At 66.5% G+C, this 22,336-nt stretch carries 23 protein-coding genes; 21 read left to right on the plus strand and 2 right to left on the minus strand.

Annotated elements, in window-relative coordinates; all coding sequences use genetic code 11:
* Positions 1 to 28: 28 nt before the first annotated feature.
* Complete coding sequence (gene dnaN, locus D105_RS0109275) at positions 29 to 1,132, minus strand: DNA polymerase III subunit beta (RefSeq protein ID WP_018878240.1); 1,104 nt, start codon at positions 1,130 to 1,132, stop codon at positions 29 to 31.
* Between the two features lie 246 nt (positions 1,133 to 1,378).
* A complete protein-coding gene (gene dnaA / locus D105_RS0109280; protein ID WP_018867608.1) occupies positions 1,379 to 2,749 on the minus strand; it encodes a chromosomal replication initiator protein DnaA in 1,371 nt (456 codons plus the stop codon).
* Between the two features lie 153 nt (positions 2,750 to 2,902).
* Here dnaA and rpmH point away from each other — a divergent pair, with 153 nt between their 5' ends.
* From rpmH to D105_RS0109385, 21 genes are all read left to right on the plus strand, one after another.
* Positions 2,903 to 3,037 (plus strand): 50S ribosomal protein L34, encoded by a 135-nt coding sequence (gene rpmH / locus D105_RS0109285; RefSeq protein WP_018141118.1) that lies wholly within the window; start codon positions 2,903 to 2,905, stop codon positions 3,035 to 3,037.
* Between the two features lie 22 nt (positions 3,038 to 3,059).
* Positions 3,060 to 3,413, plus strand: coding sequence for a ribonuclease P protein component (gene rnpA, locus D105_RS0109290; RefSeq protein WP_018867609.1), 354 nt, complete (start codon positions 3,060 to 3,062; stop codon positions 3,411 to 3,413).
* Complete coding sequence (gene yidD / locus D105_RS0109295) at positions 3,410 to 3,667, plus strand: membrane protein insertion efficiency factor YidD (protein WP_018878241.1); 258 nt, start codon at positions 3,410 to 3,412, stop codon at positions 3,665 to 3,667. Before rnpA ends, yidD begins: the two co-directional genes overlap by 4 nt.
* Positions 3,668 to 3,675: 8 nt before the next feature.
* The gene (yidC, locus tag D105_RS0109300) at positions 3,676 to 5,376 is read left to right on the plus strand and encodes a membrane protein insertase YidC (protein WP_018878242.1); all 1,701 of its coding nucleotides are present in this window, start codon (positions 3,676 to 3,678) and stop codon (positions 5,374 to 5,376) included.
* A gap of 7 nt (positions 5,377 to 5,383) precedes the next feature.
* A complete protein-coding gene (gene mnmE, locus D105_RS0109305; RefSeq protein WP_026280461.1) occupies positions 5,384 to 6,700 on the plus strand; it encodes a tRNA uridine-5-carboxymethylaminomethyl(34) synthesis GTPase MnmE in 1,317 nt (438 codons plus the stop codon).
* Between the two features lie 111 nt (positions 6,701 to 6,811).
* Positions 6,812 to 8,674: a tRNA uridine-5-carboxymethylaminomethyl(34) synthesis enzyme MnmG gene (mnmG, locus tag D105_RS0109310; protein ID WP_018878244.1), complete on the plus strand. Its 1,863-nt coding sequence runs from the start codon at positions 6,812 to 6,814 to the stop codon at positions 8,672 to 8,674.
* A gap of 301 nt (positions 8,675 to 8,975) precedes the next feature.
* Positions 8,976 to 9,599, plus strand: coding sequence for a 16S rRNA (guanine(527)-N(7))-methyltransferase RsmG (gene rsmG, locus D105_RS0109315; RefSeq protein ID WP_018867613.1), 624 nt, complete (start codon positions 8,976 to 8,978; stop codon positions 9,597 to 9,599).
* Between the two features lie 3 nt (positions 9,600 to 9,602).
* Positions 9,603 to 10,358 carry a ParA family protein gene (locus D105_RS0109320; RefSeq protein ID WP_018867614.1) on the plus strand — a complete coding sequence of 252 codons (756 nt, stop codon included), beginning with the start codon at positions 9,603 to 9,605 and terminating at the stop codon, positions 10,356 to 10,358.
* A 42-nt stretch (positions 10,359 to 10,400) separates the two neighbouring features.
* On the plus strand, positions 10,401 to 11,243 hold the full coding sequence (locus tag D105_RS0109325; protein WP_018867615.1) for a ParB/RepB/Spo0J family partition protein: 843 nt from the start codon (positions 10,401 to 10,403) through the stop codon (positions 11,241 to 11,243).
* Positions 11,244 to 11,410: 167 nt separating this feature from the next.
* Complete coding sequence (locus tag D105_RS0109330) at positions 11,411 to 11,797, plus strand: ATP synthase subunit I (protein ID WP_018867616.1); 387 nt, start codon at positions 11,411 to 11,413, stop codon at positions 11,795 to 11,797.
* Positions 11,798 to 11,828: 31 nt separating this feature from the next.
* Positions 11,829 to 12,671: a F0F1 ATP synthase subunit A gene (atpB, locus tag D105_RS0109335; protein ID WP_018867617.1), complete on the plus strand. Its 843-nt coding sequence runs from the start codon at positions 11,829 to 11,831 to the stop codon at positions 12,669 to 12,671.
* Positions 12,672 to 12,724: 53 nt separating this feature from the next.
* Positions 12,725 to 12,961, plus strand: a complete 237-nt coding sequence (gene atpE / locus D105_RS0109340; protein WP_012983953.1) for a F0F1 ATP synthase subunit C — start codon at positions 12,725 to 12,727, stop codon at positions 12,959 to 12,961.
* Positions 12,962 to 13,014: 53 nt separating this feature from the next.
* Positions 13,015 to 13,485: a F0F1 ATP synthase subunit B gene (locus D105_RS0109345; RefSeq protein ID WP_018867618.1), complete on the plus strand. Its 471-nt coding sequence runs from the start codon at positions 13,015 to 13,017 to the stop codon at positions 13,483 to 13,485.
* A 9-nt stretch (positions 13,486 to 13,494) separates the two neighbouring features.
* The gene (locus D105_RS0109350; RefSeq protein ID WP_018867619.1) at positions 13,495 to 14,031 is read left to right on the plus strand and encodes a F0F1 ATP synthase subunit delta; all 537 of its coding nucleotides are present in this window, start codon (positions 13,495 to 13,497) and stop codon (positions 14,029 to 14,031) included.
* A gap of 13 nt (positions 14,032 to 14,044) precedes the next feature.
* On the plus strand, positions 14,045 to 15,586 hold the full coding sequence (atpA, locus tag D105_RS0109355; protein WP_018867620.1) for a F0F1 ATP synthase subunit alpha: 1,542 nt from the start codon (positions 14,045 to 14,047) through the stop codon (positions 15,584 to 15,586).
* Between the two features lie 12 nt (positions 15,587 to 15,598).
* Positions 15,599 to 16,459 carry a F0F1 ATP synthase subunit gamma gene (gene atpG, locus D105_RS0109360; protein WP_018867621.1) on the plus strand — a complete coding sequence of 287 codons (861 nt, stop codon included), beginning with the start codon at positions 15,599 to 15,601 and terminating at the stop codon, positions 16,457 to 16,459.
* Positions 16,460 to 16,517: 58 nt separating this feature from the next.
* Positions 16,518 to 17,894 carry a F0F1 ATP synthase subunit beta gene (atpD, locus tag D105_RS0109365; protein ID WP_018867622.1) on the plus strand — a complete coding sequence of 459 codons (1,377 nt, stop codon included), beginning with the start codon at positions 16,518 to 16,520 and terminating at the stop codon, positions 17,892 to 17,894.
* A 13-nt stretch (positions 17,895 to 17,907) separates the two neighbouring features.
* Positions 17,908 to 18,327 carry a F0F1 ATP synthase subunit epsilon gene (locus D105_RS0109370; RefSeq protein WP_018867623.1) on the plus strand — a complete coding sequence of 140 codons (420 nt, stop codon included), beginning with the start codon at positions 17,908 to 17,910 and terminating at the stop codon, positions 18,325 to 18,327.
* 79 nt (positions 18,328 to 18,406) lie between these two features.
* Complete coding sequence (gene glmU / locus D105_RS0109375; RefSeq protein WP_018878245.1) at positions 18,407 to 19,789, plus strand: bifunctional UDP-N-acetylglucosamine diphosphorylase/glucosamine-1-phosphate N-acetyltransferase GlmU; 1,383 nt, start codon at positions 18,407 to 18,409, stop codon at positions 19,787 to 19,789.
* A 3-nt stretch (positions 19,790 to 19,792) separates the two neighbouring features.
* Positions 19,793 to 21,643: a glutamine--fructose-6-phosphate transaminase (isomerizing) gene (gene glmS / locus D105_RS0109380; RefSeq protein WP_018878246.1), complete on the plus strand. Its 1,851-nt coding sequence runs from the start codon at positions 19,793 to 19,795 to the stop codon at positions 21,641 to 21,643.
* Positions 21,644 to 21,745: 102 nt separating this feature from the next.
* Positions 21,746 to 22,042 (plus strand): hypothetical protein, encoded by a 297-nt coding sequence (locus D105_RS0109385; RefSeq protein ID WP_017943077.1) that lies wholly within the window; start codon positions 21,746 to 21,748, stop codon positions 22,040 to 22,042.
* Positions 22,043 to 22,336 lie beyond the last annotated feature (294 nt).

The following is a 22,336-nucleotide window of genomic DNA, read 5'->3' on the forward strand; positions in this document are numbered from 1 at the left end:
GCGAGCGTATACATGGATCGGTGTTTCCCTAGAGCCGCATCGGCATGACGACGTAGCGTGCCCCGCCTGGCGGTTCCGCCTGGATCAGGATGGACGAGTTGCCATCGCGCAGCCCGATCCGCACCTGGTCGGTCTCCAGCACATTCAGCACATCCGCGAGGTAGCCCAGGTTGAACCCGATCTCCATCGGGCCCCCGTCGTATTCCGCCTCCACCGACTCCTGGGCCTCTTCACGATCGGCGTTATGGGTCATGACCTGACACCCGCTCTCGCCCAGCACCATCCGCACACCCCGATACTTGTCGCTCGCGACGATCGCGACGCGCCCCAGTGCCTGCTTCAGGATCTCGCGGTCCACCCGCAGGGTGGCCGGAAGGTCCGCCGGGATCACCCGTTCGTAGTCCGGGAACCGTCCTTCGATCACCTTGCTGCGCAACACCGCGCTGCCGAGCTCGAACACCACCTGGTCTTCCCCGAAGCCGATGCGCACCGACGTGTCGTCATCGGCCAGGTTGCGCCGCAGCTCGGCGACGGCCTTGCGCGGCACGATACGTTCGATTCGCTCCTCCACCGGCTGCTCCAGCTCCACCTCGGCCAGCGCCAGCCGATGACCATCCGTGGCTACCGCACGCAGGCTGTTGCCACTGGCCACCAGCAGGAGCCCCTGCAGGTAGTAGCGCACGTCCTGCTGGGCCATGGAGAACATCGTAGCCTCCAGCAACCGACGCAGTCGGTTCTGCGGCACATCCAGCACGACCTCGGCCCCTCGCGCCTCCCAGTCCGGGAAATCCGCCCCCGGGAGCGTCGCCAGACTGAAGCGCGAGCCACCGAACCCGACCGTCATCCGCTCGCCCTCGACTTTCGCGCGAATCTCGCTGTCCGCCGGCGCCGCCTTGACCACGTCGAGCAGCTTGCGGACCGAGACGGTCACATCGCATTCCCCGGGAATCGAACCCTCGGCGCCGGCCTGCCAGGCCAGCTCCAGATCGGTCGTGTCCATCCGGATCGAGCCGTTGTCGTCCGGGCGCAGTCGCACGTTCCCCAGGATGGGCATCGTCAATCGTTTCTCGGCCGCGCCCACAATCCGTTGCAGCGCTTCGGTCATCGTCTCGCGATTGAAAGACAGTTCCATGGCGATGTCCTGTATCTAGTCTGTTTAGATATTCATCTAGTGATAATAAGAGGCCGACTTTCCTGTGAAGAAAACCCTATATCTTCTTTTTTATCAGAAACTTAATTCTGTCCCTTGGGGTTATGCTACCTCTGTGAAGCCTGTTGCCAACCTGTGGACAGTTTGCCCCCTCGATTTTTCCCCGCATCCATACCGGTGTTGCACCCAGCTTATCCACAGGTTTCGGCCCACCGGAATGCCCCGCGTTCAACTGCTCAATGTCCGCAACAGGTTGGAGTAGTCCTCGTCCAGGCTCGCATCCGCCTCGCGCAATTCCGCCACCTTCCGGCAGGCATGGATCACGGTGGTGTGGTCACGCCCGCCGAAGGCCTGGCCGATCTCCGGGAGGCTGTGCTGGGTCAGTTCCTTGGCCAGTGCCATCGCGATCTGACGCGGCCGGGCGATGGAACGGCTGCGTCGGGTGGAGAGCAGATCCGCGACCTTCACGCGATAGTAATCCGCCACGGTCTTCTGGATATTCTCCAGCGTAATCAACTTGTTCTGGACCGCCAGCAGATCGCGCAGCGCATCCTTCGCGAAATCCAGCGTGATCGGCTTGCCAGTGAAATGGGCGTTGGCGATCACCCGACGCAGGGAGCCTTCCAGTTCGCGGATGTTGGACCGGATGCGCTTGCCCATGAAGAAGGCCACCTCGGTGGGAAGCTCGATCCCGGCCTGTTCGGCCTTGCGCTGCAGGATCGCGACGCGCGTCTCCAGTTCGGGCGGTTCGATCGCAATCGTCAGGCCCCAGCCAAAGCGCGACTTCAGGCGCTCCTCGAGCCCCTCGACCTCCTTCGGATACCGATCCGACGTCAGGATGATCTGCTGCTGGCCTTCCAGAAGGGCGTTGAAGGTGTGGAAGAACTCTTCCTGCGAACGCTCCTTGCCGGCGAAGAACTGGATGTCATCGATCAGCAGTGCGTCCGCGGAGCGGTAGTGCTGCTTGAACTCGTCGATCGCGTTGTGCTGCAGCGCCTTGATCATGTCCGCCACAAAACGTTCGGAGTGCAGGTAGATGATCCGCCCCTCCGGATGCCGCGCCAGGATGCTGTGCCCGATCGCGTGCATCAGATGGGTCTTGCCGAGCCCCACCCCGCCATAGATGAACAGCGGGTTGTAGGCCACCCCGGGATTCTCTGCGACCTGCAGACTCGCGGCCCGCGCCAGTTGATTGGACTTCCCCTCGACAAAGGTGTCGAACGTGAACGCGGGGTTCAGGTTGCTGACCGGGCCCTGGGGACGGGGTGGCGGGCTCGCCTTTTCCGCCGCGGCGCGCTCGCGCTGGGACTCGTGGGGATCGGGGACCGGGGCCGTCGGCAGCTCCGCACCGCCGATGCCAAGCCGCACACGCCGACCCGAATGGTCGTTCGCGGGCTGCAGCTCGCCCACTGTTTCCTCGATCGACGCCAGGAGGTGGTCGCGCACGTGCTCGAATACGAACTGGTTCGGCGCCAGCAGGCGCAGCGAGCCCTCCGATTCTTCGGCATGCAGTGGCCTTAGCCAGGTGTTGAGTTGTTGCTCGCTGACCTTCCCCTGCAGGCGGTCCAGACAGGCTGTCCACAGGGCATTGGCTGACACGCGTTTGTCTCCGGGGCGGCGGGGAATGGAAGTCCCCGAGTCTACGCCGATGGGCCCCCGCGGTGCCAGCGGCTTGCCGACCCCGAGATTGACTTTGTCCCCGGATGGCGATAGTTTTCACCGCCCTTTAACCAAGCGTCACCGGGAACCGACATGAAGCGCACTTTCCAACCCAGCCGGCTCGTCCGCGCCCGCACGCACGGCTTCCGGGCCCGCATGGCCACCCGTGGTGGCCGCAAGGTCCTGAACGCCCGTCGCGCCAAGGGCCGCAAGCGCCTCTGCCCGTAAACCGGGCGGCGCGCCGGCTCCCGTGACCGCGGCGCCAGCCATCCAGACCTTTCCGCGCCGCGTCCGTTTGCTGACGGGCGCGGATTACCAGCGTGTATTCGAGGATGCCCGGCGTCAGCGCGGTCGCGACCTGACCTTGCTCTATCGGCGTTCGGAGACCGGCGAGGCGCGTCTGGGCCTGGCTATCGGCAAGCGGCATGTGCGCCATGCCACGGACCGCAACCGGATCAAGCGCATCGTGCGCGAGGCGTTCCGCGTGCGCCGCGCCCAGCTGCCGCCGCTCGACATGATCGTGCTGGCGCGGGGTGGCGCGGCGAGCGCCGAGCGACGCGCATTGCGCGCCGAAATCGACAGCCTGCTGGAACGTCTGCAATGAGCCTGCCCCGCAAGATTGCCCTGCTGCCCGTGCGGGCCTACCAGTACGGGATCTCGCCGTTCATGGCCCCGCATTGCCGTCACTATCCGACCTGCTCGGCGTATACCGTCGAGGCGGTCGAGACCCACGGGGTCCTGCGGGGCTTCTGGCTGGGTCTGCGGCGCATCCTGCGCTGCCACCCCTGGTCCCCGGGCGGTTATGATCCGGTTCCGGCACCGCGTTCCGATTCTCCCAGCACTCGATCCTCAAAGTAGTCGCGCTCATGGATAACCTTCGTCCCCTCCTGTGGCTAACCCTGGCCTTTGTCCTGTTCCTGATGTGGCAGGCCTGGAATCAGGATTACGGCACTCCCTCCCAGCCGGATCGTACCGCCGAGCAGGCCGAGGAGGATCCGGACGCGCGGCCGGAGGATGTGCCGGATGCGCCGCAGTTCGAGTCGGAGGACCAGCCGCGCGCGGACGATGCGCCACAGGTCAGTACGCTGCAGGAGCCGGACCGCCGCCAGATCACGGTGCGCACCGACACCCACGAGATCCTGATCGATACCCGTGGCGGTACGCTCCTGCGGGCGGACCTGCTGCAGTACCCGCGGGACCTGCAGGACGATCCGCTGGTCCCTGTGCGCCTGTTCGACCATCGGGTCCGGGGCTATGTTGCCCAGAGCGGCCTGACCCATGACCGGGTCAACGACCGTTCCATGGAGGGTCGCGCCCCGTCGCATCACGCCAATTTCGAGGTCGACCAGGACCGCTTCGAACTGGCCGAGGGTCAGGACACCCTCGAGGTCCCGCTGCGCTGGACCTCCGAGGATGGCGAGATCGAGGTCATCAAGACCTATACCTTCACCCGCGGCTCGCATCTGATCGAGGTGGACTACGAGGTCCACAACCGCTCGGATTCCACCTGGAGCGGTCGCCAGTACCGTCAGCTGCGTCACGGCCCCACGCCCGACCGCGAGTCCTGGTGGCTTTACACCTTCACCGGTGCCGCCTATTTCGATGGGAGCTACGAGCGCGAACGCTTCGAGTCGCTGCGCGACGACCCCATCCAGGCGCGCATCCAGGGTGGCTGGGTCGCGATGATCCAGCACTACTTTGTGTCCGCCTGGGTCCCGGGCGAGGACGAGGTCAATGCGCTCTATGCCCGCGCGGTGCCGGGCGAGGTGGGTGACGAGTACCTGATCGGCCTCCACTCCGAATCGATCCAGATCCCGGCCGGCTCCAGCGGCGCATTTTCCACGCGCCTGTGGGTGGGCCCGAAGCTGCAGGACGAGCTATCCCAGATCGCACAGGGTCTGGAGCTGACCGTCGACTACGGCATCTTCACCTTCCTGTCCAAGCCCCTTTTCTGGCTGCTGGACAAGATCCATGCGGTGGTCGGCAACTGGGGCTGGGCGATCGTCATCCTGACGATCCTGATCAAGCTGGCGTTCTTCAAGCTGTCCGCGACCAGCTACCGCTCGATGGCGCGCATGCGCAAGGTCGCGCCCAAGCTGCAGGCCCTGAAGGAGCGCTACAAGGACGACAAGCAGCGCATGAACCAGGCGCTGATGGACCTGTACAAGAAGGAGAAGATCAACCCGCTGGGTGGCTGTCTCCCGATCCTGGTGCAGATCCCGGTATTCATCGCCCTGTACTGGGTGCTGCTGGAGAGTGTGGAACTGCGTCAGGCCCCGTGGTGGCTGTGGATCCAGGATCTGTCCTCACGCGATCCGTACTTCATCCTGCCGATCCTGATGGGCGTGTCCATGTTCGTGCAGTACAAGCTGAACCCGCCGCCGATGGATCCGGTGCAGCAGAAGATCTTCATGGCGCTGCCGTTCGTGTTCACCGTGTTCTTCGCCTTCTTCCCGGCAGGTCTGGTCCTGTACTGGTTCACCAACAACCTGTTCTCCATCGCCCAGCAGTGGTACATCACGCGCAAGATCGAGGGCGGCGAGGACCCGGACAAGCAGAAGAGCTGACCGGGCCGTGACCGTGACGGACACTATCGTCGCGGTCGCCACCCCGCCGGGGGTCGGCGGAATAGGCGTCGTGCGCCTGTCGGGCGCCGAGGCGCTGGAGATCGCACGGCGCCTGACCGGGCGCGACAGCCTGCGACCGCGCCATGCCCACTACGGCCGCCTCATCAATCCGGCCAGTGGCGAGGCCATCGACGATGGCCTGATCCTCTATTTCCCCGCCCCCCATTCCTTCACCGGCGAGGACGTGGTCGAGCTGCAGGGGCACGGCAGCCCGGTGCTGCTGGAGGCGCTGGTCGCGGCGTCGGTCGATCTCGGGGCCCGCCGCGCGCGGCCGGGCGAATTCACCGAACAGGCCTTTCTGAACGGCCGCCTCGACCTCGCGCAGGCGGAGGCCGTCGCCGACCTGATCCATGCCCAGACGGCCGAGGCCGCGCGCCTGGCCCGCTCCAGCCTCGATGGTGCGCTGGCCGCGGAGCTGGAGCCGGTCTCCCGCGCGATTCGCGACATGCGCGTGGTCATCGAGGCCGAGATCGACTTCGGCGAGACCGATCTTGAATCCGAGGCGGCCCCGGACATCGCCCGGCGGGCGGAGGAACTGCACGCCACCATCGTCGCGTTGCTGGAGCGCCTGCGCCCGGCCCGGTACTTCGCCCAGGGCCTGCGTCTGGCCCTGGTGGGGGCCCCGAATGTCGGCAAGTCCAGCCTGATGAACCGCCTGGCCGAGAGTGAGGTGGCGATCGTCACCGATCGCCCCGGGACTACGCGCGATGTGCTGCGCTCGCCGATCGCCATCCACGGCATCCCGGTCGAGTTGATCGACACCGCCGGACTGCATGCCAGCGACGACCCGGTGGAGCGGATCGGCATGGAGCGCGCCCGCGAGGCCGCGACCGGGGCCGATCTGATCGTGGAGCTGCGGGACCTGACCCGGCCGGAGGCCGTCCCCGATCTGGAGGCCGCGCCCGAGATCCCGCGTCTTACGGTCTGGAACAAGCAGGACTGCGTTGCAAAGGATTCCCTTCCAGGCGAGGGGATCGCCATCTCCGCGCGCACGGGTGCGGGCATCGAAGCACTGAAGCAGGCGATCGTCGAGCGCCTGGGTGCCGGCGAGGGCGGTCAGCAGCGATTCAGCGTGCGGGCGCGCCACCTCGATGGTCTGCGTTCGGCCGACCACCACCTGGCCGCGATCGACGCGCAGGCCCCGCCGGATGTGATTGCCGAAGAGCTGCGCCTGGCCGAGGCCGCGCTGGATGCCCTGCTGGGTCGCCAGGACCACGAGGCCCTGCTCGGCGAGATCTTCGCCGGGTTTTGCATCGGCAAGTGATGGTGCAGGGAAACATGGATCCCCATGCGGCCGCTTCGACGCCGCCGCCACTCCTGCTAAACTGCTGATTTTACGTTTTCGGGCCGACCACCGGCCGGGCTTGCAGAGGTCATGGCAGAAACATTCGATGTCATCGTGATTGGCGGCGGACACGCCGGCACCGAGGCCGCACTGGCCGCGGCGCGCGCGGGTGCGCGCACGCTGCTGCTGACCCACAACATCGAGACCATCGGCCAGATGAGCTGCAATCCGGCGATCGGCGGCATCGGCAAGGGCCACCTGGTGAAGGAGATCGATGCCCTGGGGGGCGTGATGGCACGTGCGGCGGATGCCGCCGGCATCCACTTCCGCATCCTCAACCGGCGCAAGGGCCCGGCGGTGCGCGCGACCCGCGCCCAGTCCGACCGGCAGCTCTACCGCCAGGCCATTCGCCACTTCGTGGAGGCCGAGCCGAATCTGGAGATCTTCCAGCAGCCGGTGGCCGACATCACCATGGAGGGCGATCGTGCGACCGGCGTGGTCACCGAGGCGGGGACTGCGTTCCAGGCCCGTGCCGTCGTGCTGACGGTGGGGACGTTCCTCAACGGCCAGATGCACACCGGGCTGACCCGGCAGCCGGGCGGTCGCGCGGGCGATCCGCCGAGCGTGCGCCTGGCCGCGCGCCTGCGCGAGATGGCCTTTGCGGTCGGGCGCCTGAAGACCGGCACCCCGCCGCGCATCGACGGGCGCAGCGTCGACTTCGCGCGCCTCGAGGTGCAGCCGGGCGATGACCCGCGCCCGGTGTTCTCGTTCACCGGCTCGGCCGACGACCACCCGGCCCAGCGCCCCTGTCATATCGCGCGCACCAGCGAGAAGACCCACGACCTGATCCGCGCCAACCTCGATCAGGCCCCGATGTATTCCGGCCAGATCGACAGCACCGGACCGCGCTACTGCCCCTCGATCGAGGACAAGGTCGTGCGCTTTGCCGACAAGACCAGCCACCAGGTCTTCGTCGAGCCGGAAGGGCTGACCACGCACGAGCTCTACCCGAACGGGATCTCCACCTCCCTGCCGTATGCGATCCAGGTGCCGCTGGTGCAGAGCATCGAGGGATTCGAGCACGCGCGTATTACCCGTCCGGGCTACGCGATCGAGTACGACTACTTCGACCCGCGCGGCCTGCGCCCGTCGCTGGCCACGCGCGAGGTGGCCAATCTGTTCTTTGCCGGGCAGATCAACGGCACCACAGGATACGAAGAGGCCGCGGCGCAAGGCCTGGTCGCCGGGCTCAATGCCGCCCGCCTGACCCGGGACGCCGAACCCTGGATCCCGCAGCGTTCCGAGGCCTACATCGGCGTGCTGATCGACGACCTGGTCACCCGCGGCACGCAGGAGCCCTACCGCATGTTCACCTCGCGCGCCGAGTACCGGCTGCTGCTGCGCGAGGACAACGCGGATCTGCGCCTGACGCCGATCGGACGCGAGTACGGTCTGGTCGACGATGCCCGCTGGGCACGGTTCGAGCGCCGCGCGGCGGCGATCGAGTCGGAGATGAGCCGGCTGGCCCAGACGCGACCGGACCGCGATCAGCGCAGCCGCCCGGCCCTGGTCGAGCTCCTCGGCAAGGCCCCGGACCCGGATGCCACGCTGCTCGACCTGCTGCGCCGGCCGGAGGCCGACTATGACGCCCTGATGCAGGCCCTCCCGGAACTGGATGCGGGTTGCGCCCCGGACGTGCGCGAGCAGGCCGAGATCCAGGCCAAATACGCCGGGTACATCGAGCGCCAGCAGGCCGAGATCGAGCGCCAGGCCAGCGCCGAGCAGACGGCCCTGCCGGACGGTCTCGACTACGACCGGGTCCACGGCCTGTCCAACGAGATCCGCCAGAAGCTGGCCGAATTCCGTCCGCATACCCTGGCCCAGGCCCAGCGCATTCCCGGCGTGACCCCGGCCGCGCTGTCGGCCCTGGCCGTACACCTAAGGACACACTGATCCATGTACACCCTCGCGTTGGTACCCCAGGTTTTCCGAGACCAGGCGCGGCGCGCAGCGGGTAGTGGTTCTACCCGCCCGTTTCTGATGGATTCGGGGTGCAACGCAGGATCCGAAAACCTGGGGTGCCAACCCCGAAGGGGCTCGGCCGCCCGTTGGTATCAGAAACGGGCGCGCGCACGGCGTTGCGGCTCCCTTGTGCAGAATGACTGCACGGCGGTCACCGCGCCTTGTTGGCACGCAAAAGCGACTCGAGCGCGAGGGTGTACATGGATCAGTGTGTCCTTGGAGCAGCGCGCCAGTGGCGAGTGAGGACTGGGGGGCGCGGCTCGCGTCCTGTGCCGATGCCTGGGACCTGGATGCCCGCGCCCGCGAGGTGCTGGCGACGTACCTCGCCGAGCTCCAGCGCTGGAACCGGGTGCACAACCTCACCGCGGTGCGCGATCCCGCCTTGCTGATTCCACGTCACGTACTCGACAGCCTGACCCTGCGCCCGTATCTTCAGGGCGAGCGCGTGCTCGACGTGGGCACCGGGGCCGGGCTCCCGGGGTTTATCCTGGCCGCGACCGAACGTGAGCGCGACTTCTGTCTGCTGGACAGCGCGGCCAAACGCATCCGCTTCCTGCGTAACGTGATCGGCCTGACCGGACTGGCGAACGCCGAGGCGATCCACGCGCGCATCGAGGACTTCCACCCCGAGGCGCCGTATACCACCGTGCTGTCGCGGGCGTTCAAGGCCCCGGCCGAGATGCTCGCGCGGGTCGCACACACCGTGGCGCCCGGGGGCCGGGTGCTGGCCATGCTCGGACAGCGGCGGGTGGTCGATGACCCCCTGCCGGCGCCCTGGGCGTACCGCCGGGTGGATCCGGTTACCATTCCCGGCGAGGTGGCCGAGCGCCACGTTGCCATTATCGAGAGAGCCTGAGCCGTGACCGATACACTGGCGATCACCAATCAGAAGGGCGGGGTCGGCAAGACCACCACCTGCGTTAACCTGGCCGCATCGCTGGCGCGCCTGGGCAAGCGCGTACTCGTGGTGGACATGGATCCCCAGGGCAATGCCACCACCGGCTCCGGCGTGGACAAGCATGCCGACGACCCCACCTCCTGCGAGGTGCTGCTGGGCCAGGCCACGGTCGCCGAGGCTGCCCACCGGGTCGAGGCCGGCTACGACCTGGTCCCGTCGAACGGCGACCTGACCGTGGCCGAGGTCCGGCTGATGGAGGCCGATCGCCGCGAATACCGCCTGCAGGATGCGCTAGGCGCGGCCGCCGCGAACTACGACCACATCCTGGTGGATTGCCCGCCGTCGCTGAACCTGCTTACCGTCAATGGCCTGGTCGCCGCCGACGGCGTCGTGATCCCGATGCAGTGCGAGTATTACGCCCTCGAGGGCCTGACCGCCCTGATGCGCACCATCGAGAGCATCCAGCGCGGGCCCAACCCGAAGCTGCGCATCTCCGGGCTGCTGCGCACCATGTTCGACCCGCGCAACCGCCTGTCCGGCGACGTCTCCGAACAATTGACCGGCCATTTCGGCGACCGTGTGTTCCGCACCGTGATCCCGCGCAACATCCGCCTGGCCGAGGCCCCCAGTTTTGGCCAGCCGGCCTTGTTGTATGATGCCTCCTCGCGTGGCGCGGTGGCCTACCTGGCCCTGGCCGGCGAGATGTTGCGGCGCTGACGCCGCCCGCCCCCAACCGACTGTCTGCAGGAACGATCGACCATGGCGAAACGTGGACTGGGCCGCGGCCTCGATGCCCTCCTTTCCGGCGCCCAGGCCGGCGGCGACGAAGCCGACAGCCTGGATCAGCTCCCGATCGAGCAGATCCGGCGTGGCAAATACCAGCCGCGCGTGCATATGGCCGAGGCCGCCCTGGCGGAACTCGCGGACTCCATTCGTGCCCAGGGGATCGTGCAGCCAGTCGTCGTCCGGCGGCTGGAGGATGGCTACGAACTGATCGCCGGCGAACGCCGCTGGCGCGCGGCCCAGATCGCGGGGCTGGAGACCGTTCCGGCGGTGGTGCGCGACATCCCCGACCAGGCCGCCGCCGCGATGGCCCTGATCGAGAACATCCAGCGCGAGGACCTGAACCCGCTGGAGGAGGCCCAGGCGATCCGCCGCCTGATCGGGGAGTTCGAGATGACCCACCAGGCCGCGGCCGATGCCGTGGGCCGCTCGCGCACCTCGGTGACCAACCTGCTGCGCCTGCTGGAACTCCACGACAGCGTGAAGGAACACGTCAACGAGGGCCGCCTGGAAATGGGCCATGCGCGCTGCCTGCTCGCTGTTCCCCTCGACGATCAGCCGGGGGTGGCCGCCACCGTGGTCAAGCGCGGGCTCTCCGTGCGCGCGACCGAACAACTGGTGAAGAAGGTCCTGGCCGCCACCCCGGAGCCGAAGAAGGACACCGGACCCTCGCCCGAAGTCCGGCAACTGGAAAGCCGCCTGTCCGACCAGCTCGGCGCCCCGGTGCAGGTGCGGTACAACCGCCAGGGCAAGGGTCGCCTGGTCATCGAGTACAACAGCCTCGACGAGCTCGACGGGATCCTCGAACACATCCAGTAGAGGCCGCGGACTCCCCGCGCCAATCCTCCCGGCAACGCCGTCCGCGCGCCCCGCCCGCACCGGGCCCAAACCCCTGCTTACAGCCCCATAACGGTTTGACCTAATAGAAGGGCGCTCTTATACTACGCGCACTTTTTGGGAGAGGGGTGGGTGTGCCCATCCGCTGAATGACACCGCGACGCTTCAGACACGCCTTACAATCGCTGGGTCTGCAGCTCGCCTTAACGCTGATTCTGTCGGGCCTGCTTCTGGCCCTGTTCCCCCCGATCGTGGCGATCTCGGCCGCGGTGGGCGGCATGACCGCGACCCTCGGCAACGCCGTGGCCGCGGTCGTCGTGTTTCGGCCCTATAGAGCCGATCAGGTGGGCTCGCTGACCGCCCGCATGATGGGCGCACAGCTGGGACGACTGGCAATCATCGCGGTGGCATTCGGGGTGGCGTTCGCTTACCTGGACGAGCCGGACCTTCCGGCCCTGTTCGGCATCTTCCTCCTGGTGCACCTGGCCCCCCTGTGGTGGCTGCATCGGGTTTCTGATCAAGCAATGACGAGATAACTGCATGGCTTCAGAAAGCGAACTGCCCACGATGGAAGAGCACATTGCTCACCATCTCACGAACCTCACCTTCGGGCTCCACCCCGAGAACGGACTGAGCTTCGCCTCGACCAGCACCGAAGCCGCCGAGATGGGCTTCTGGGCGATCCATGTCGACTCCATGCTCTGGTCGATCGGTCTGGGTCTGCTGTTTATCCTGACGTTCCGCGCCGCGGCCAAGAAGGTCACCGCCGGCGTCCCGGGCGGCTGGCAGAACTTCGTCGAAATGACCATGGACTTCGTCAACGACAACGTCCGTGGTTCCTTCAAGCACAAGAACGACATGGTCGCGCCGCTCGCGCTGACCATCTTTGTCTGGATCTTCCTGCTCAACCTGATGGACCTGGTGCCGGTGGATCTGCTGCCGCACATCGCCTATCTGCTGGGCATCCCGTACTTCAAGATCGTGCCCACCACGGATATCAACGTGACCGCCGGCCTCGCGCTGGGCGTGTTTATCCTGATCATCTACTACTCGCTGAAGATCAAGGGCCCGGTCGGCTTCATCAAGGAACTCACGGGTATCCCGTTCCAGACCAACATCGTGTTCCTGAAGCCGATCTTCTGGACGATCAACTTCGTCCTGGAGTTCATCAACCTGCTGGCCAAGCCGGCCTCGCTCGCCCTGCGACTGTTCGGCAACCTCTACGCAGCGGAGATGATCTTCATCCTGATCGGCGTGATGTACTCCGCGGGCCTGATCCTGGGTCTGGCCGGCGGCGTGCTGCATGTCGGCTGGGCGATCTTCCACATCCTCGTGGTGCCGCTGCAGGCCTTCATCTTCATGGTGCTGACCGTCGTCTATCTGGACATGGCGTACAGCGAAGACCACTGATTCCGATCTTCCTACTCAACTGACTGTTTCAACACTCGACTGGAGATACAAAAATGGAAATGGCAAACGCTCTGATCGTTCTGGCTGGCTCTCTGCTCCTGGGTCTGGCCGCTGTCGGCGCCGCGATCGGCGTGGGCACCCTGGGTGGTCGCTTCCTGGAAGGCGCCGCGCGTCAGCCGGAACTGATCCCGATGCTGCGTACCCAGTTCTTCATCGTCATGGGTCTGACCGACGCCGTGCCGATGATCGGTGTGGGTATCGGCCTGTACGTTCTGTTCGCCCTGGGCTAAGAGGCTGACCGAGTCCCGAGGATCCCTCACACTCGTCAACCCGAGGTAGCAGGATGAATATCAATCTGACCATCATCGGCCAGCTGCTCGCGTTCAGCGTCTTCGTGTGGTTCACGATGCGCTACGTCTGGCCGCCCATGTCCAACGCCCTGGAAGAGCGTCGCAAGAAGATTGCCGACGGTCTCGCCGCAGCGGAGCGCGGCGAGAAAGAGCAGGAGCTCGCCCAGGAGCGTGCGACCGAGGTGATCAAGGAAGCCAAGCAGCAGGCCAACGAGATCGTCGCCTCCGCCCAGAAGCGTGCCAACGATCTGGTCGAGGAGAGCAAGACCACGGCCCGCGAGGAAGGCGACCGCATCAAGGAAGCGGCGCAATCCGAAATCGAGCAGGAGCTCAATCGCGCGAAGGAAGAGCTGCGCAAGCAGGTCTCCGAACTGGCGGTTGCCGGCGCCGAGCAGATCCTGGCCAAGGAGATTGACGCCAAGGCCCACGGCGATCTGCTCAAGAAGCTCGCGGCCAAGCTCTAAGGAGACGTTATGTCAGACCTGATTTCGGTCGCCCGACCCTACGCCCGCGCGGCATTCGAGCGGGCCCGCGAGGCCAAGGATCTCGCCGGCTGGGCCGAGCAGCTCGAGTTGCTGGCGGCGATCGCCAGCGACTCGCAGATGCACAGTCTCCTCTCCAACCCGCGGCTCCCGCGTGCCGATCGCGCCCAGCTGGTGCTGGACGTGGCCGGTGACAAGGTCGGTGCCGAGGCCGGCAATCTGGTGCGCCTGCTGGCGGAGAACGGCCGCCTGCCGGCCCTTCCCGCCGTCCGTGACGCCTTCGAGGAACTCAAGGCCGCCGCGGAACAGCGCGTGCACGCCGATGTCACCGCCTTCCGCAAGCTCACGCAGGCGCAGGAGAAAGAGATCCACGACGCCCTGGTCAAGGGCCTGGGCTGCGAAGTCGATCTCGAATGCTCAGTCGACAGCTCCCTGCTGGGGGGCGCCATCATCCGCGCCGGCGACCTGGTAATCGACGGCTCCGTGCGAGGCCAGCTGAACCGCCTGGCTGCCAATTTGAGTCGCTAAGAGGATATTTAACATGCAACTGAATCCCTCCGAGATCAGTGATCTGATCAAACAGCGCATCGAGAAATTCGATGCCTCCTCCGAGGCCTCCAACGAGGGCACCGTGGTCAGCCTGACCGACGGTATCGCGCGTGTGCACGGCCTGGGTGACGTCATGCAGGGCGAGATGCTCGAGTTCCCCGAGGACACCTTCGGCATGGCGCTCAACCTCGAGCGCGACTCCGTCGGCGTCGTGATCCTGGGTGACTACAAGCACATCAAGGAAGGCGACACGGTCAAGTGCACCGGCCGCATCCTCGAGGTCCCGGTGGGCGAGGCCCTGCTCGGTCGCGTGGTGGACTCCCTGGGTCGCCCGATCGACGGCAAGGGCCCGGTGAACACCGACGTGACCAGCCCGATCGAAAAGATCGCCCCGGGCGTTATCGAACGCCAGTCCGTCGACCAGCCGCTGCAGTCCGGCATCAAGGCGATCGACGCCATGGTTCCGGTCGGCCGCGGCCAGCGCGAGCTGATCATCGGCGACCGTCAGACCGGCAAGACCGCCGTGGCGATCGACGCGATCATCAACCAGAAGGACTCCGGCGTTAAGTGCATCTACGTCGCCGTGGGCCAGAAGGCCTCGTCGGTTGCGTCCGTGGTGGCCAAGCTGGAAGAGGCCGGCGCGATGGAGAACACCATCATCGTCGCCGCCAACGCCTCCGAGTCGGCCGCGATGCAGTTCATTGCCCCGTATGCCGGCTGCGCGATGGGCGAATACTTCCGCGACCGTGGCGAAGACGCCCTGATCGTCTACGACGACCTGACCAAGCAGGCCTGGGCCTACCGTCAGGTCTCCCTGCTGCTGCGCCGCCCGCCGGGCCGCGAAGCCTATCCGGGCGACGTCTTCTACCTGCATTCGCGTCTGCTGGAGCGGGCCTCCCGCGTGAACGCCGAGTACGTGGAAGAAAAGACCAACGGCGAGGTGAAGGGCCAGACCGGTTCGCTGACCGCGCTGCCGATCATCGAGACCCAGGCCGGCGACGTGTCCGCGTTCGTGCCGACCAACGTGATCTCGATCACCGACGGCCAGATCTTCCTCGAGACCGACCTGTTCAACTCGGGTATCCGTCCGGCGATCAACGCCGGTCTGTCGGTCTCCCGCGTGGGTGGTTCGGCGCAGACCAAGATCATCAAGAAGCTCGGTGGTGGCGTGCGTCTGGCGCTGGCCCAGTATCGCGAGCTGGCGGCATTCTCGCAGTTTGCCTCCGATCTGGACGAACTGACCCGCAAGCAGCTGGATCGCGGCAAGCGCGTGACCGAGCTGATGAAGCAGGGTCAGTACCAGCCGATGTCCATTGGCGAGATGGCCTTCTCCCTGTATGCCGCGAACGAGGGCTACCTCGACGACGTCGAGGCGGAAAAGGTCGTGAGCTTCGAAAAGGAACTGATCGCCTATGCGCGTTCCTCGCAGAAGGAGCTCCTGGACGAAATCAACAGCACTGGCGACTACAACGACTCCATCCAGGAAAAGCTGAAGAAGGCCCTGGAAGAGTTCAAGGCCAAGCACAGCTGGTAACGGGAGCACGCAATGGCGGGCACTAAGGAGATTCGGACGCAGATCAAGAGTATCCAGAATACTCAGAAGATCACCAAGGCGATGGAGATGGTCGCCGCGTCCAAGATGCGCAAGGCCCAGGACCGTATGGAAGAGTCCCGGCCCTACGCGCAGAAGATCCACGACGTGATCGGTCACGTCGCCATGGCGAATGCCGAGTACAAGCATCCGTTCATGGTTGAGCGCGAAGTGAAGCGCGTGGCGCTGATCATCGTGTCGACCGATCGCGGCCTCTGCGGCGGGTTGAATACCAACCTGTTCAAGAAGGCTGTCGGCGAGATGCGCCGGTACCGCGACGAGGGTGTCGAGGTCGATCTCTGCGTGGTGGGCAACAAGGCGCTGCAGTTCTTCAAGCGCCTTGGCGGCAACATCGTGGCCGAAGCCAAAGATCTCGGTGACCGTCCGCACATCAACGACCTGATCGGGTCGATCAAGGTGGTGCTGGACAACTTCCGCGACGGCAAGGTGGACCGCGTCGTGCTGCTGGAGAACAAGTTCGTCAACACGATGACGCAGCAGCCCGAGGTGACCCAGCTGCTGCCGACGGCGCCGAGCCGGGACGAATCGCTCAAGCACCACTGGGATTACATCTACGAGCCCGACACGCATCCGGTGATGGATACGCTGCTCGAGCGCTATGTCGAGTCCCTGATCTACCAGGCGGTGGTCGAGAACGTGGCCTGCGAAATGGCCGCGCGCATGGTGGCGATGAAGTCCGCCTCCGACAACGCCGGCACGATGATCAAGGACCTGCAGCTCGTCTACAACAAGGCGCGCCAGGCCGCGATCACCCAGGAGATCTCCGAGATCGTCAGCGGCGCGGCCGCGGTCTAGCGCCCGCCGTCACGTATCGGTCGACTCGGCACGAATTACGACTTACGAGGATGAACAAATGAGTTCTGGAAAGATTGTCGAAATCATCGGCGCCGTCGTGGATGTGGAGTTCCCCCACGGCGAAGTGCCCAAGGTCTACGACGCCCTGACCCTGGAAAACGGCCTGACCCTGGAAGTCCAGCAGCAGCTGGGTGACGGCGTCGTGCGCACGATCGCCATGGGTACCACCGAGGGTGTGAAGCGTCAGACCCCGGTTACCGCGACCGGCAAGCCGATCTCCGTGCCGGTCGGCAAGGGGACCCTGGGCCGCGTGATGGACGTCCTCGGTCGTCCGGTGGACAACGCCGGCGACGTGGAGGCCCAGGAGACCTGGTCGATCCACCGCGCCGCCCCGACCTTCGACGAGCAGGCGGGCTCCACCGAGCTGCTGGAAACCGGCATCAAGGTCATCGATCTGCTGTGCCCCTTCGCGAAGGGCGGCAAGGTCGGCCTGTTCGGCGGCGCCGGCGTGGGCAAGACCGTCAACATGATGGAGCTGATCCGCAACATCGCGATCGAGCACTCCGGTTATTCCGTGTTTGCCGGCGTGGGCGAGCGTACTCGTGAAGGGAACGACTTCTATCACGAGATGAAGGACTCCAACGTCCTCGACAAGGTGGCCCTGGTCTACGGCCAGATGAACGAGCCGCCGGGCAACCGTCTGCGCGTCGCGCTGACCGGTCTGACCATGGCCGAGTTCTTCCGTGACGAAGGCCGCGACGTGCTGATGTTCATCGACAACATCTACCGCTACACCCTGGCCGGGACCGAGGTCTCCGCGCTGCTGGGTCGTATGCCGTCCGCGGTGGGTTACCAGCCGACCCTGGCGGAAGAGATGGGTGTGCTGCAGGAGCGCATCACCTCGACCAAGAAGGGTTCGATCACTTCCATCCAGGCCGTCTACGTGCCGGCGGATGACTTGACCGACCCGTCCCCGGCCACGACCTTTGCGCACCTGGATGCGACCGTCGTGCTGTCGCGCCAGATCGCCGAGCTGGGGATCTACCCGGCGGTGGATCCGCTGGATTCCACCTCGCGCCAGCTGGACCCGCAGATCATTGGCCAGGAGCACTACGACACCGCCCGTGCGGTGCAGGGTACCCTGCAGCGCTACAAGGAGCTGAAGGACATCATCGCGATCCTCGGGATGGACGAGCTGTCGGAAGACGACAAGCTGGTCGTGGCCCGCGCGCGCAAGATCCAGCGCTACCTGTCGCAGCCGTTCTTCGTGGCCGAGGTCTTCACCGGGGCGCCCGGCAAGTACGTGTCCCTGAAGGACACCATCCGTGCGTTCAAGGCGATCGTCGACGGTGAATACGACCACCTGCCGGAGCAGGCCTTCTACATGGTCGGCACCATCGAGGAAGCCGTCGAGAAGGCCGAGAAGCTCGGCTAAGGAGCAAGGCGTTATGCCCATGAATATGCATGTGGATGTGGTCAGTGCGGAGGAGTCCATCTACTCCGGTACGGCCCTGATGATCGCCGCGCCCGCCGAAGGTGGCGAGGTCGGCGTATATGCCGGGCATACCCAGATGCTCGCCCGGCTCAATCCGGGCGAACTGCGCATCCAGGAAAAGGAAGGCGCCGAGCCGCAGCCGGTGTTCGTCTCCGGCGGCATCCTCGAGGTCCAGCCCTACCACGTAACCGTCCTCGCGGACACCGCAGTGCGGGCCAAGGACCTCGACGAGGCCGAGGCCCTGGAGGCCAAGAAGCGCGCGGAGGAGGCCCTGGAGAATTCCAAGGCCGACTTCGACTACGCGAAGGCCCAGGCGGAACTGGTCGAGGCGGCCGCCCGCCTGCAGATGATCCAGAAGCTGCGCCGGAAATAATCCGGCGAATTGCGACGGATGACCTACCCCAAGGGCCAACCATCTCGGTTGGCCCTTTATCATTGCAGCCATGCCTGAAATGACACCCCTCCATCTCGTGGTACTGGCCGCCGGCAAGGGCACGCGCATGCGTTCGCGCAAGCCGAAGGTCCTGCAGCCCCTGGCCGGCCGGCCCCTCCTTGCCCATGTACTCGATCGCGCAGCCGCGCTGGACGCCGCCGCCTGTCACCTCGTGGTGAGCCACCAGCAGGAACGCGTGCGCGCCGCGTTCGCGGAATCGACGCTGCCCCTCGACTGGATCGATCAGGGTGAGCCCCGCGGAACGGGACACGCGGTGTTTCGCGCGCTGGAACATGTCCCCGATGCAGCGCGCGTGCTGGTGACCTACGGCGATGTCCCGCGGATCCCGGTCGCCGACCTCGAGGCCTGCGCGGCGGGCGATGGCGTGACGGTGCTCGCCGCGCGTGTGGGCGACCCCGCGGGATACGGCCGCTTGATCCTGGGGTCGGACGGAGCACTCGAGGGGATTGTCGAGGACAAGGAAGCCTCGCTCGACGAGCGGGCCGTGGATCTGATCAATACCGGGGTCCTGGCCGCGCCCGCGCGCGAGCTGCGCCGCTGGCTGGCCGCCTGCGAGCCGGCGCCCGGAAGCGCTCGGGAGTGGTACCTGACCGACGTGGTGGCCGCGGCCCGCGCCGACGGATCCGCGGTCACGGTCGCCGAGAGTCGGGATCCCGCCGCGGTGCTCGGTGTGAACGATCGCGCCCAGCTGGCCGTCCAGGAACGGCTCTACCAGCAGGCGCAGGCCGCCGACATGATGCGCGACGGCCTGGCACTGGCCGATCCCGACCGTGTCGATGTCCGAGGCGTTCTCACCTTCGGGCAGGACTGCACCCTGGACGTGAACGTCGTGATCGAGGGCACGGTCACGCTGGCGGATGATGTCTACATTGGCCCCGGCTGCGTGCTGCGCGACTCCCAGATCGGGTCGGGCACGCAGATCGCGGCGCACAGCATCCTCGAGGGGGTGCGGGTGGACGCGGATGCTCGGATCGGGCCGTTTGCGCGCCTCCGGCCGGGCACGGTTCTCGGCACGGGCGCGCGGGTCGGCAACTTTGTGGAGATGAAGAACGCCACCCTCGGTCCGGGAGCGAAGGCGAATCACCTGACGTATGTCGGTGATGCCCGGGTAGGGGCGGGCGCGAACCTGGGCGCCGGCACCATCACATGCAATTATGACGGGGCCAACAAGCACCACACCGAGATCGGCGAACGGGCCTTTATCGGCTCGAACACCGCGCTCGTGGCGCCCATCCGCATCGGCGACGATGCCACTGTGGGTGCCGGGTCCACCCTGTCCGACGACGTCGAGCCGGGTGCCCTGGCGCTCACGCGCGCCCGGCCCCGCACCATCCGCGACTGGCCGCGTCCGAAGAAGACCAGCAAGAACAAGGAGAGCTAACCCATGTGCGGTCTGGTGGCAGGCATCGGCGAGCGCAACCTGGTCCCCGTCCTGGTGGAAGGGCTTCACCGCCTGGAGTACCGGGGCTATGACTCCGCCGGCGTGGCGGTGGTGAACGACGGGGCGGTTGCGGACATCCGCGCCATCGGCAAGGTGGCGGCGCTGGAGCAGCGCATCGACGCCGCCGGCCTGCAGGGGCGCGTGGGCATCGCCCACACCCGCTGGGCCACCCACGGCGCCCCGAGCGAGGAAAATGCCCACCCCCATCGTTCGCGGGATGGCCGCGTGGCGATCGTGCACAACGGCATCATCGAGAACCATGCGGACCTGCGCTCGCGTCTGGACGCTGCGGGCTGGCCCTGCGTGTCGGCGACCGACAGCGAGGTCATCGCCCACCGGCTGGAACAGGCGCTGGAGGCCGGTGCCACCCCGCGAGAGGCGATGCGCAGCACCTGCGCCGAGCTCCAGGGGGCCTACGCCATCGCCGCGGTGTTCGCGGACTTCCCCGACGAGCTGATCGTCGCCCGCTCCGGGAGCCCGGTGCTGCTCGGCCTGGGGATTGGCGAGAACTTTGCCGCCTCCGACGTGCAGGCCCTGCTCCCGGTGACCCAGCGCTTTGTCGACCTCGAGGACGGCGACATCGCCCGTCTGACGCGCGCCGGCGTCGAGGTCGAGGATGCGCGCGGGGCTCCGGTCGAGCGCGGCATCCGCGAGAGTCGTTGCCAGGTGAACGTCGCGGATCGTGGCGAATACCGGCATTTCATGCTCAAGGAGATCTACGAGCAGCCCCACGCCCTCGAGGAGACGTTGTCCGGTCGCCTCGGCGAAGCGGCCATCCTCGAAAACATCCTCGGCCCGGGCAGTGACGAACGGCTCGCCGACGTCGCCGCCGTCCAGATCGTGGCCTGCGGCACCAGCTATCACGCCGGCATGGTCGCGGCCCACTGGATCGAGGAGCACCTGGGCCTGCCGGCGCGGGTGGAGGTCGCCAGCGAGTACCGCTACCGCCGCCATGTCCTCGCCCCCGGCACGCTGCTTGTGGTGATCTCCCAGTCCGGTGAGACGGCCGACACCCTCGCGGTGCTGCGCCAGTCCCAGGAGGAGCCGTTCCTCGCCCGCCTGGCCATCTGCAATGTCCCCGAGAGCACCATGGCGCGCGCGGCCGACCTGATCCTGATGACGCACGCCGGCCCGGAGATCGGTGTCGCCTCCACCAAGGCCTTCACCACCCAGCTCGCCGCCCTGGGGATCCTGGTCCTGCTGCTGGGTCAGGTCGCGACGGCCGCCCGGATGCCGGCCAGCGACCGCGCCGCCGCTGTCGCGGCCCTGCGCGGTCTGCCGGATCAGGTCGCGCGGATCCTCGCCCTCGACACCCCCATCGCGCGGATTGCCGAGGAGCTGCTGGAACGCCAGCACGCGCTGTTCCTGGGCCGGGGCGCGTATTTCCCGATCGCCCTGGAGGGTGCCCTCAAGCTGAAGGAGATCTCCTACATCCACGCCGAGGCCTATCCCTCGGGCGAGCTGAAACACGGCCCGCTGGCCCTGGTCGATACGGAGATGCCGGTGATCGCGGTCGCCCCGGACGACGCCCAGCTGGAAAAGCTCTCCAGCAACCTGCAGGAGGTCCGGGCACGGGGCGGGCAGCTGATCGTGATCGGCGAATCCAGCGCCGCACGGGCGCTGGCCCCGGAAGACACCTGGATCGGCCTCCCGCAGAACGAGGCCCTCAGCCCCTGGCTGGCGCCGGTCCTGTTCACCATCCCGCTGCAGTTGCTCGCCTATCACACGGCCGTGCTGAAGGGCACTGACGTGGACCAGCCGCGCAACCTCGCCAAGTCGGTCACCGTCGAATAACGCGCCGCGCCAAACCGCTCGTTCCATCAGGAAACGCTTGTATTCGCGCCCCGGGTCGGCTAGATTCGGGCGCGCTTGAACAATCTGTCACAGGAGTCCCTCATGGATCAGCAAGAGCTCAACAACCGCTGCGTCACCCTGTTCCAGTCCCCGCGCATCCAGACCAAGCTCTGGAACCCGCGCATGTTCTGGGAAGTGGGCCGCAAGCTGAACACCACCCCGGACGAACTGACCCAGCCGAAGGTCGACCTGTGCGAGCTGGAAGTGATGCTCTCCGCTGCCGCCTACGAGCCTTCGCAGTGTGCCGACAACCTGAACCAGCGCGAGGCCGGCCGTGCCGACTTCATCCGTCGCGCGGTCCAGTCCGGCCAGCGTCCGTTCCTGCGCCGCGCGGCCTGATCCGCGCCCGCAGCGAACCCCGCGCTGTCCCTGGAGACCCGGCCCTGTGCCGGGTCTCTTCGTTTCCGGCCCCGCAAACCATTTTGGTCACCACAGAGCACACACAGGACACGGAGAACGTACGGGAGGGGCTTGGAGCGAATCCCTTCGTCGGGCCGCCGGCGCGGCCACGGCATCCGCAGCACGCGAGCCGGGACCTTCTCTGTGTCCTCTGGGCCCTCTGTGGTGCTATCGCCCTTCTTCGTGCCTTCGTGCACTTCGTGGTGCAACCCGCCCTTGCCCTCTGGTTCCGTC

Source organism: Thioalkalivibrio sp. ALE28 (genome assembly GCF_000377425.1).
Classification (GTDB): Bacteria; Pseudomonadota; Gammaproteobacteria; order Ectothiorhodospirales; family Ectothiorhodospiraceae; genus Thioalkalivibrio.

Bases quoted from the DNA above. Each gene is read 5' to 3' on its own strand.
- D105_RS0109370 (WP_018867623.1), top strand. From the start codon at position 17,908: ATGCCCATGAATATGCATGTGGATGTGGTCAGTGCGGAGGAGTCCATC.
- glmU (WP_018878245.1), top strand. From the start codon at position 18,407: ATGACACCCCTCCATCTCGTGGTACTGGCCGCCGGCAAGGGCACGCGC.
- D105_RS0109325 (WP_018867615.1), top strand. From the start codon at position 10,401: ATGGCGAAACGTGGACTGGGCCGCGGCCTCGATGCCCTCCTTTCCGGC.
- atpD (WP_018867622.1), top strand. From the start codon at position 16,518: ATGAGTTCTGGAAAGATTGTCGAAATCATCGGCGCCGTCGTGGATGTG.
- D105_RS0109385 (WP_017943077.1), top strand. From the start codon at position 21,746: ATGGATCAGCAAGAGCTCAACAACCGCTGCGTCACCCTGTTCCAGTCC.
- yidD (WP_018878241.1), top strand. From the start codon at position 3,410: ATGAGCCTGCCCCGCAAGATTGCCCTGCTGCCCGTGCGGGCCTACCAG.
- atpB (WP_018867617.1), top strand. From the start codon at position 11,829: ATGGAAGAGCACATTGCTCACCATCTCACGAACCTCACCTTCGGGCTC.
- atpG (WP_018867621.1), top strand. From the start codon at position 15,599: ATGGCGGGCACTAAGGAGATTCGGACGCAGATCAAGAGTATCCAGAAT.
- atpA (WP_018867620.1), top strand. From the start codon at position 14,045: ATGCAACTGAATCCCTCCGAGATCAGTGATCTGATCAAACAGCGCATC.
- D105_RS0109350 (WP_018867619.1), top strand. From the start codon at position 13,495: ATGTCAGACCTGATTTCGGTCGCCCGACCCTACGCCCGCGCGGCATTC.
- rpmH (WP_018141118.1), top strand. From the start codon at position 2,903: ATGAAGCGCACTTTCCAACCCAGCCGGCTCGTCCGCGCCCGCACGCAC.
- D105_RS0109330 (WP_018867616.1), top strand. From the start codon at position 11,411: ATGACACCGCGACGCTTCAGACACGCCTTACAATCGCTGGGTCTGCAG.
- glmS (WP_018878246.1), top strand. From the start codon at position 19,793: ATGTGCGGTCTGGTGGCAGGCATCGGCGAGCGCAACCTGGTCCCCGTC.
- mnmG (WP_018878244.1), top strand. From the start codon at position 6,812: ATGGCAGAAACATTCGATGTCATCGTGATTGGCGGCGGACACGCCGGC.
- yidC (WP_018878242.1), top strand. From the start codon at position 3,676: ATGGATAACCTTCGTCCCCTCCTGTGGCTAACCCTGGCCTTTGTCCTG.
- atpE (WP_012983953.1), top strand. From the start codon at position 12,725: ATGGAAATGGCAAACGCTCTGATCGTTCTGGCTGGCTCTCTGCTCCTG.
- D105_RS0109345 (WP_018867618.1), top strand. From the start codon at position 13,015: ATGAATATCAATCTGACCATCATCGGCCAGCTGCTCGCGTTCAGCGTC.
- dnaN (WP_018878240.1), bottom strand. From the start codon at position 1,132: ATGGAACTGTCTTTCAATCGCGAGACGATGACCGAAGCGCTGCAACGG.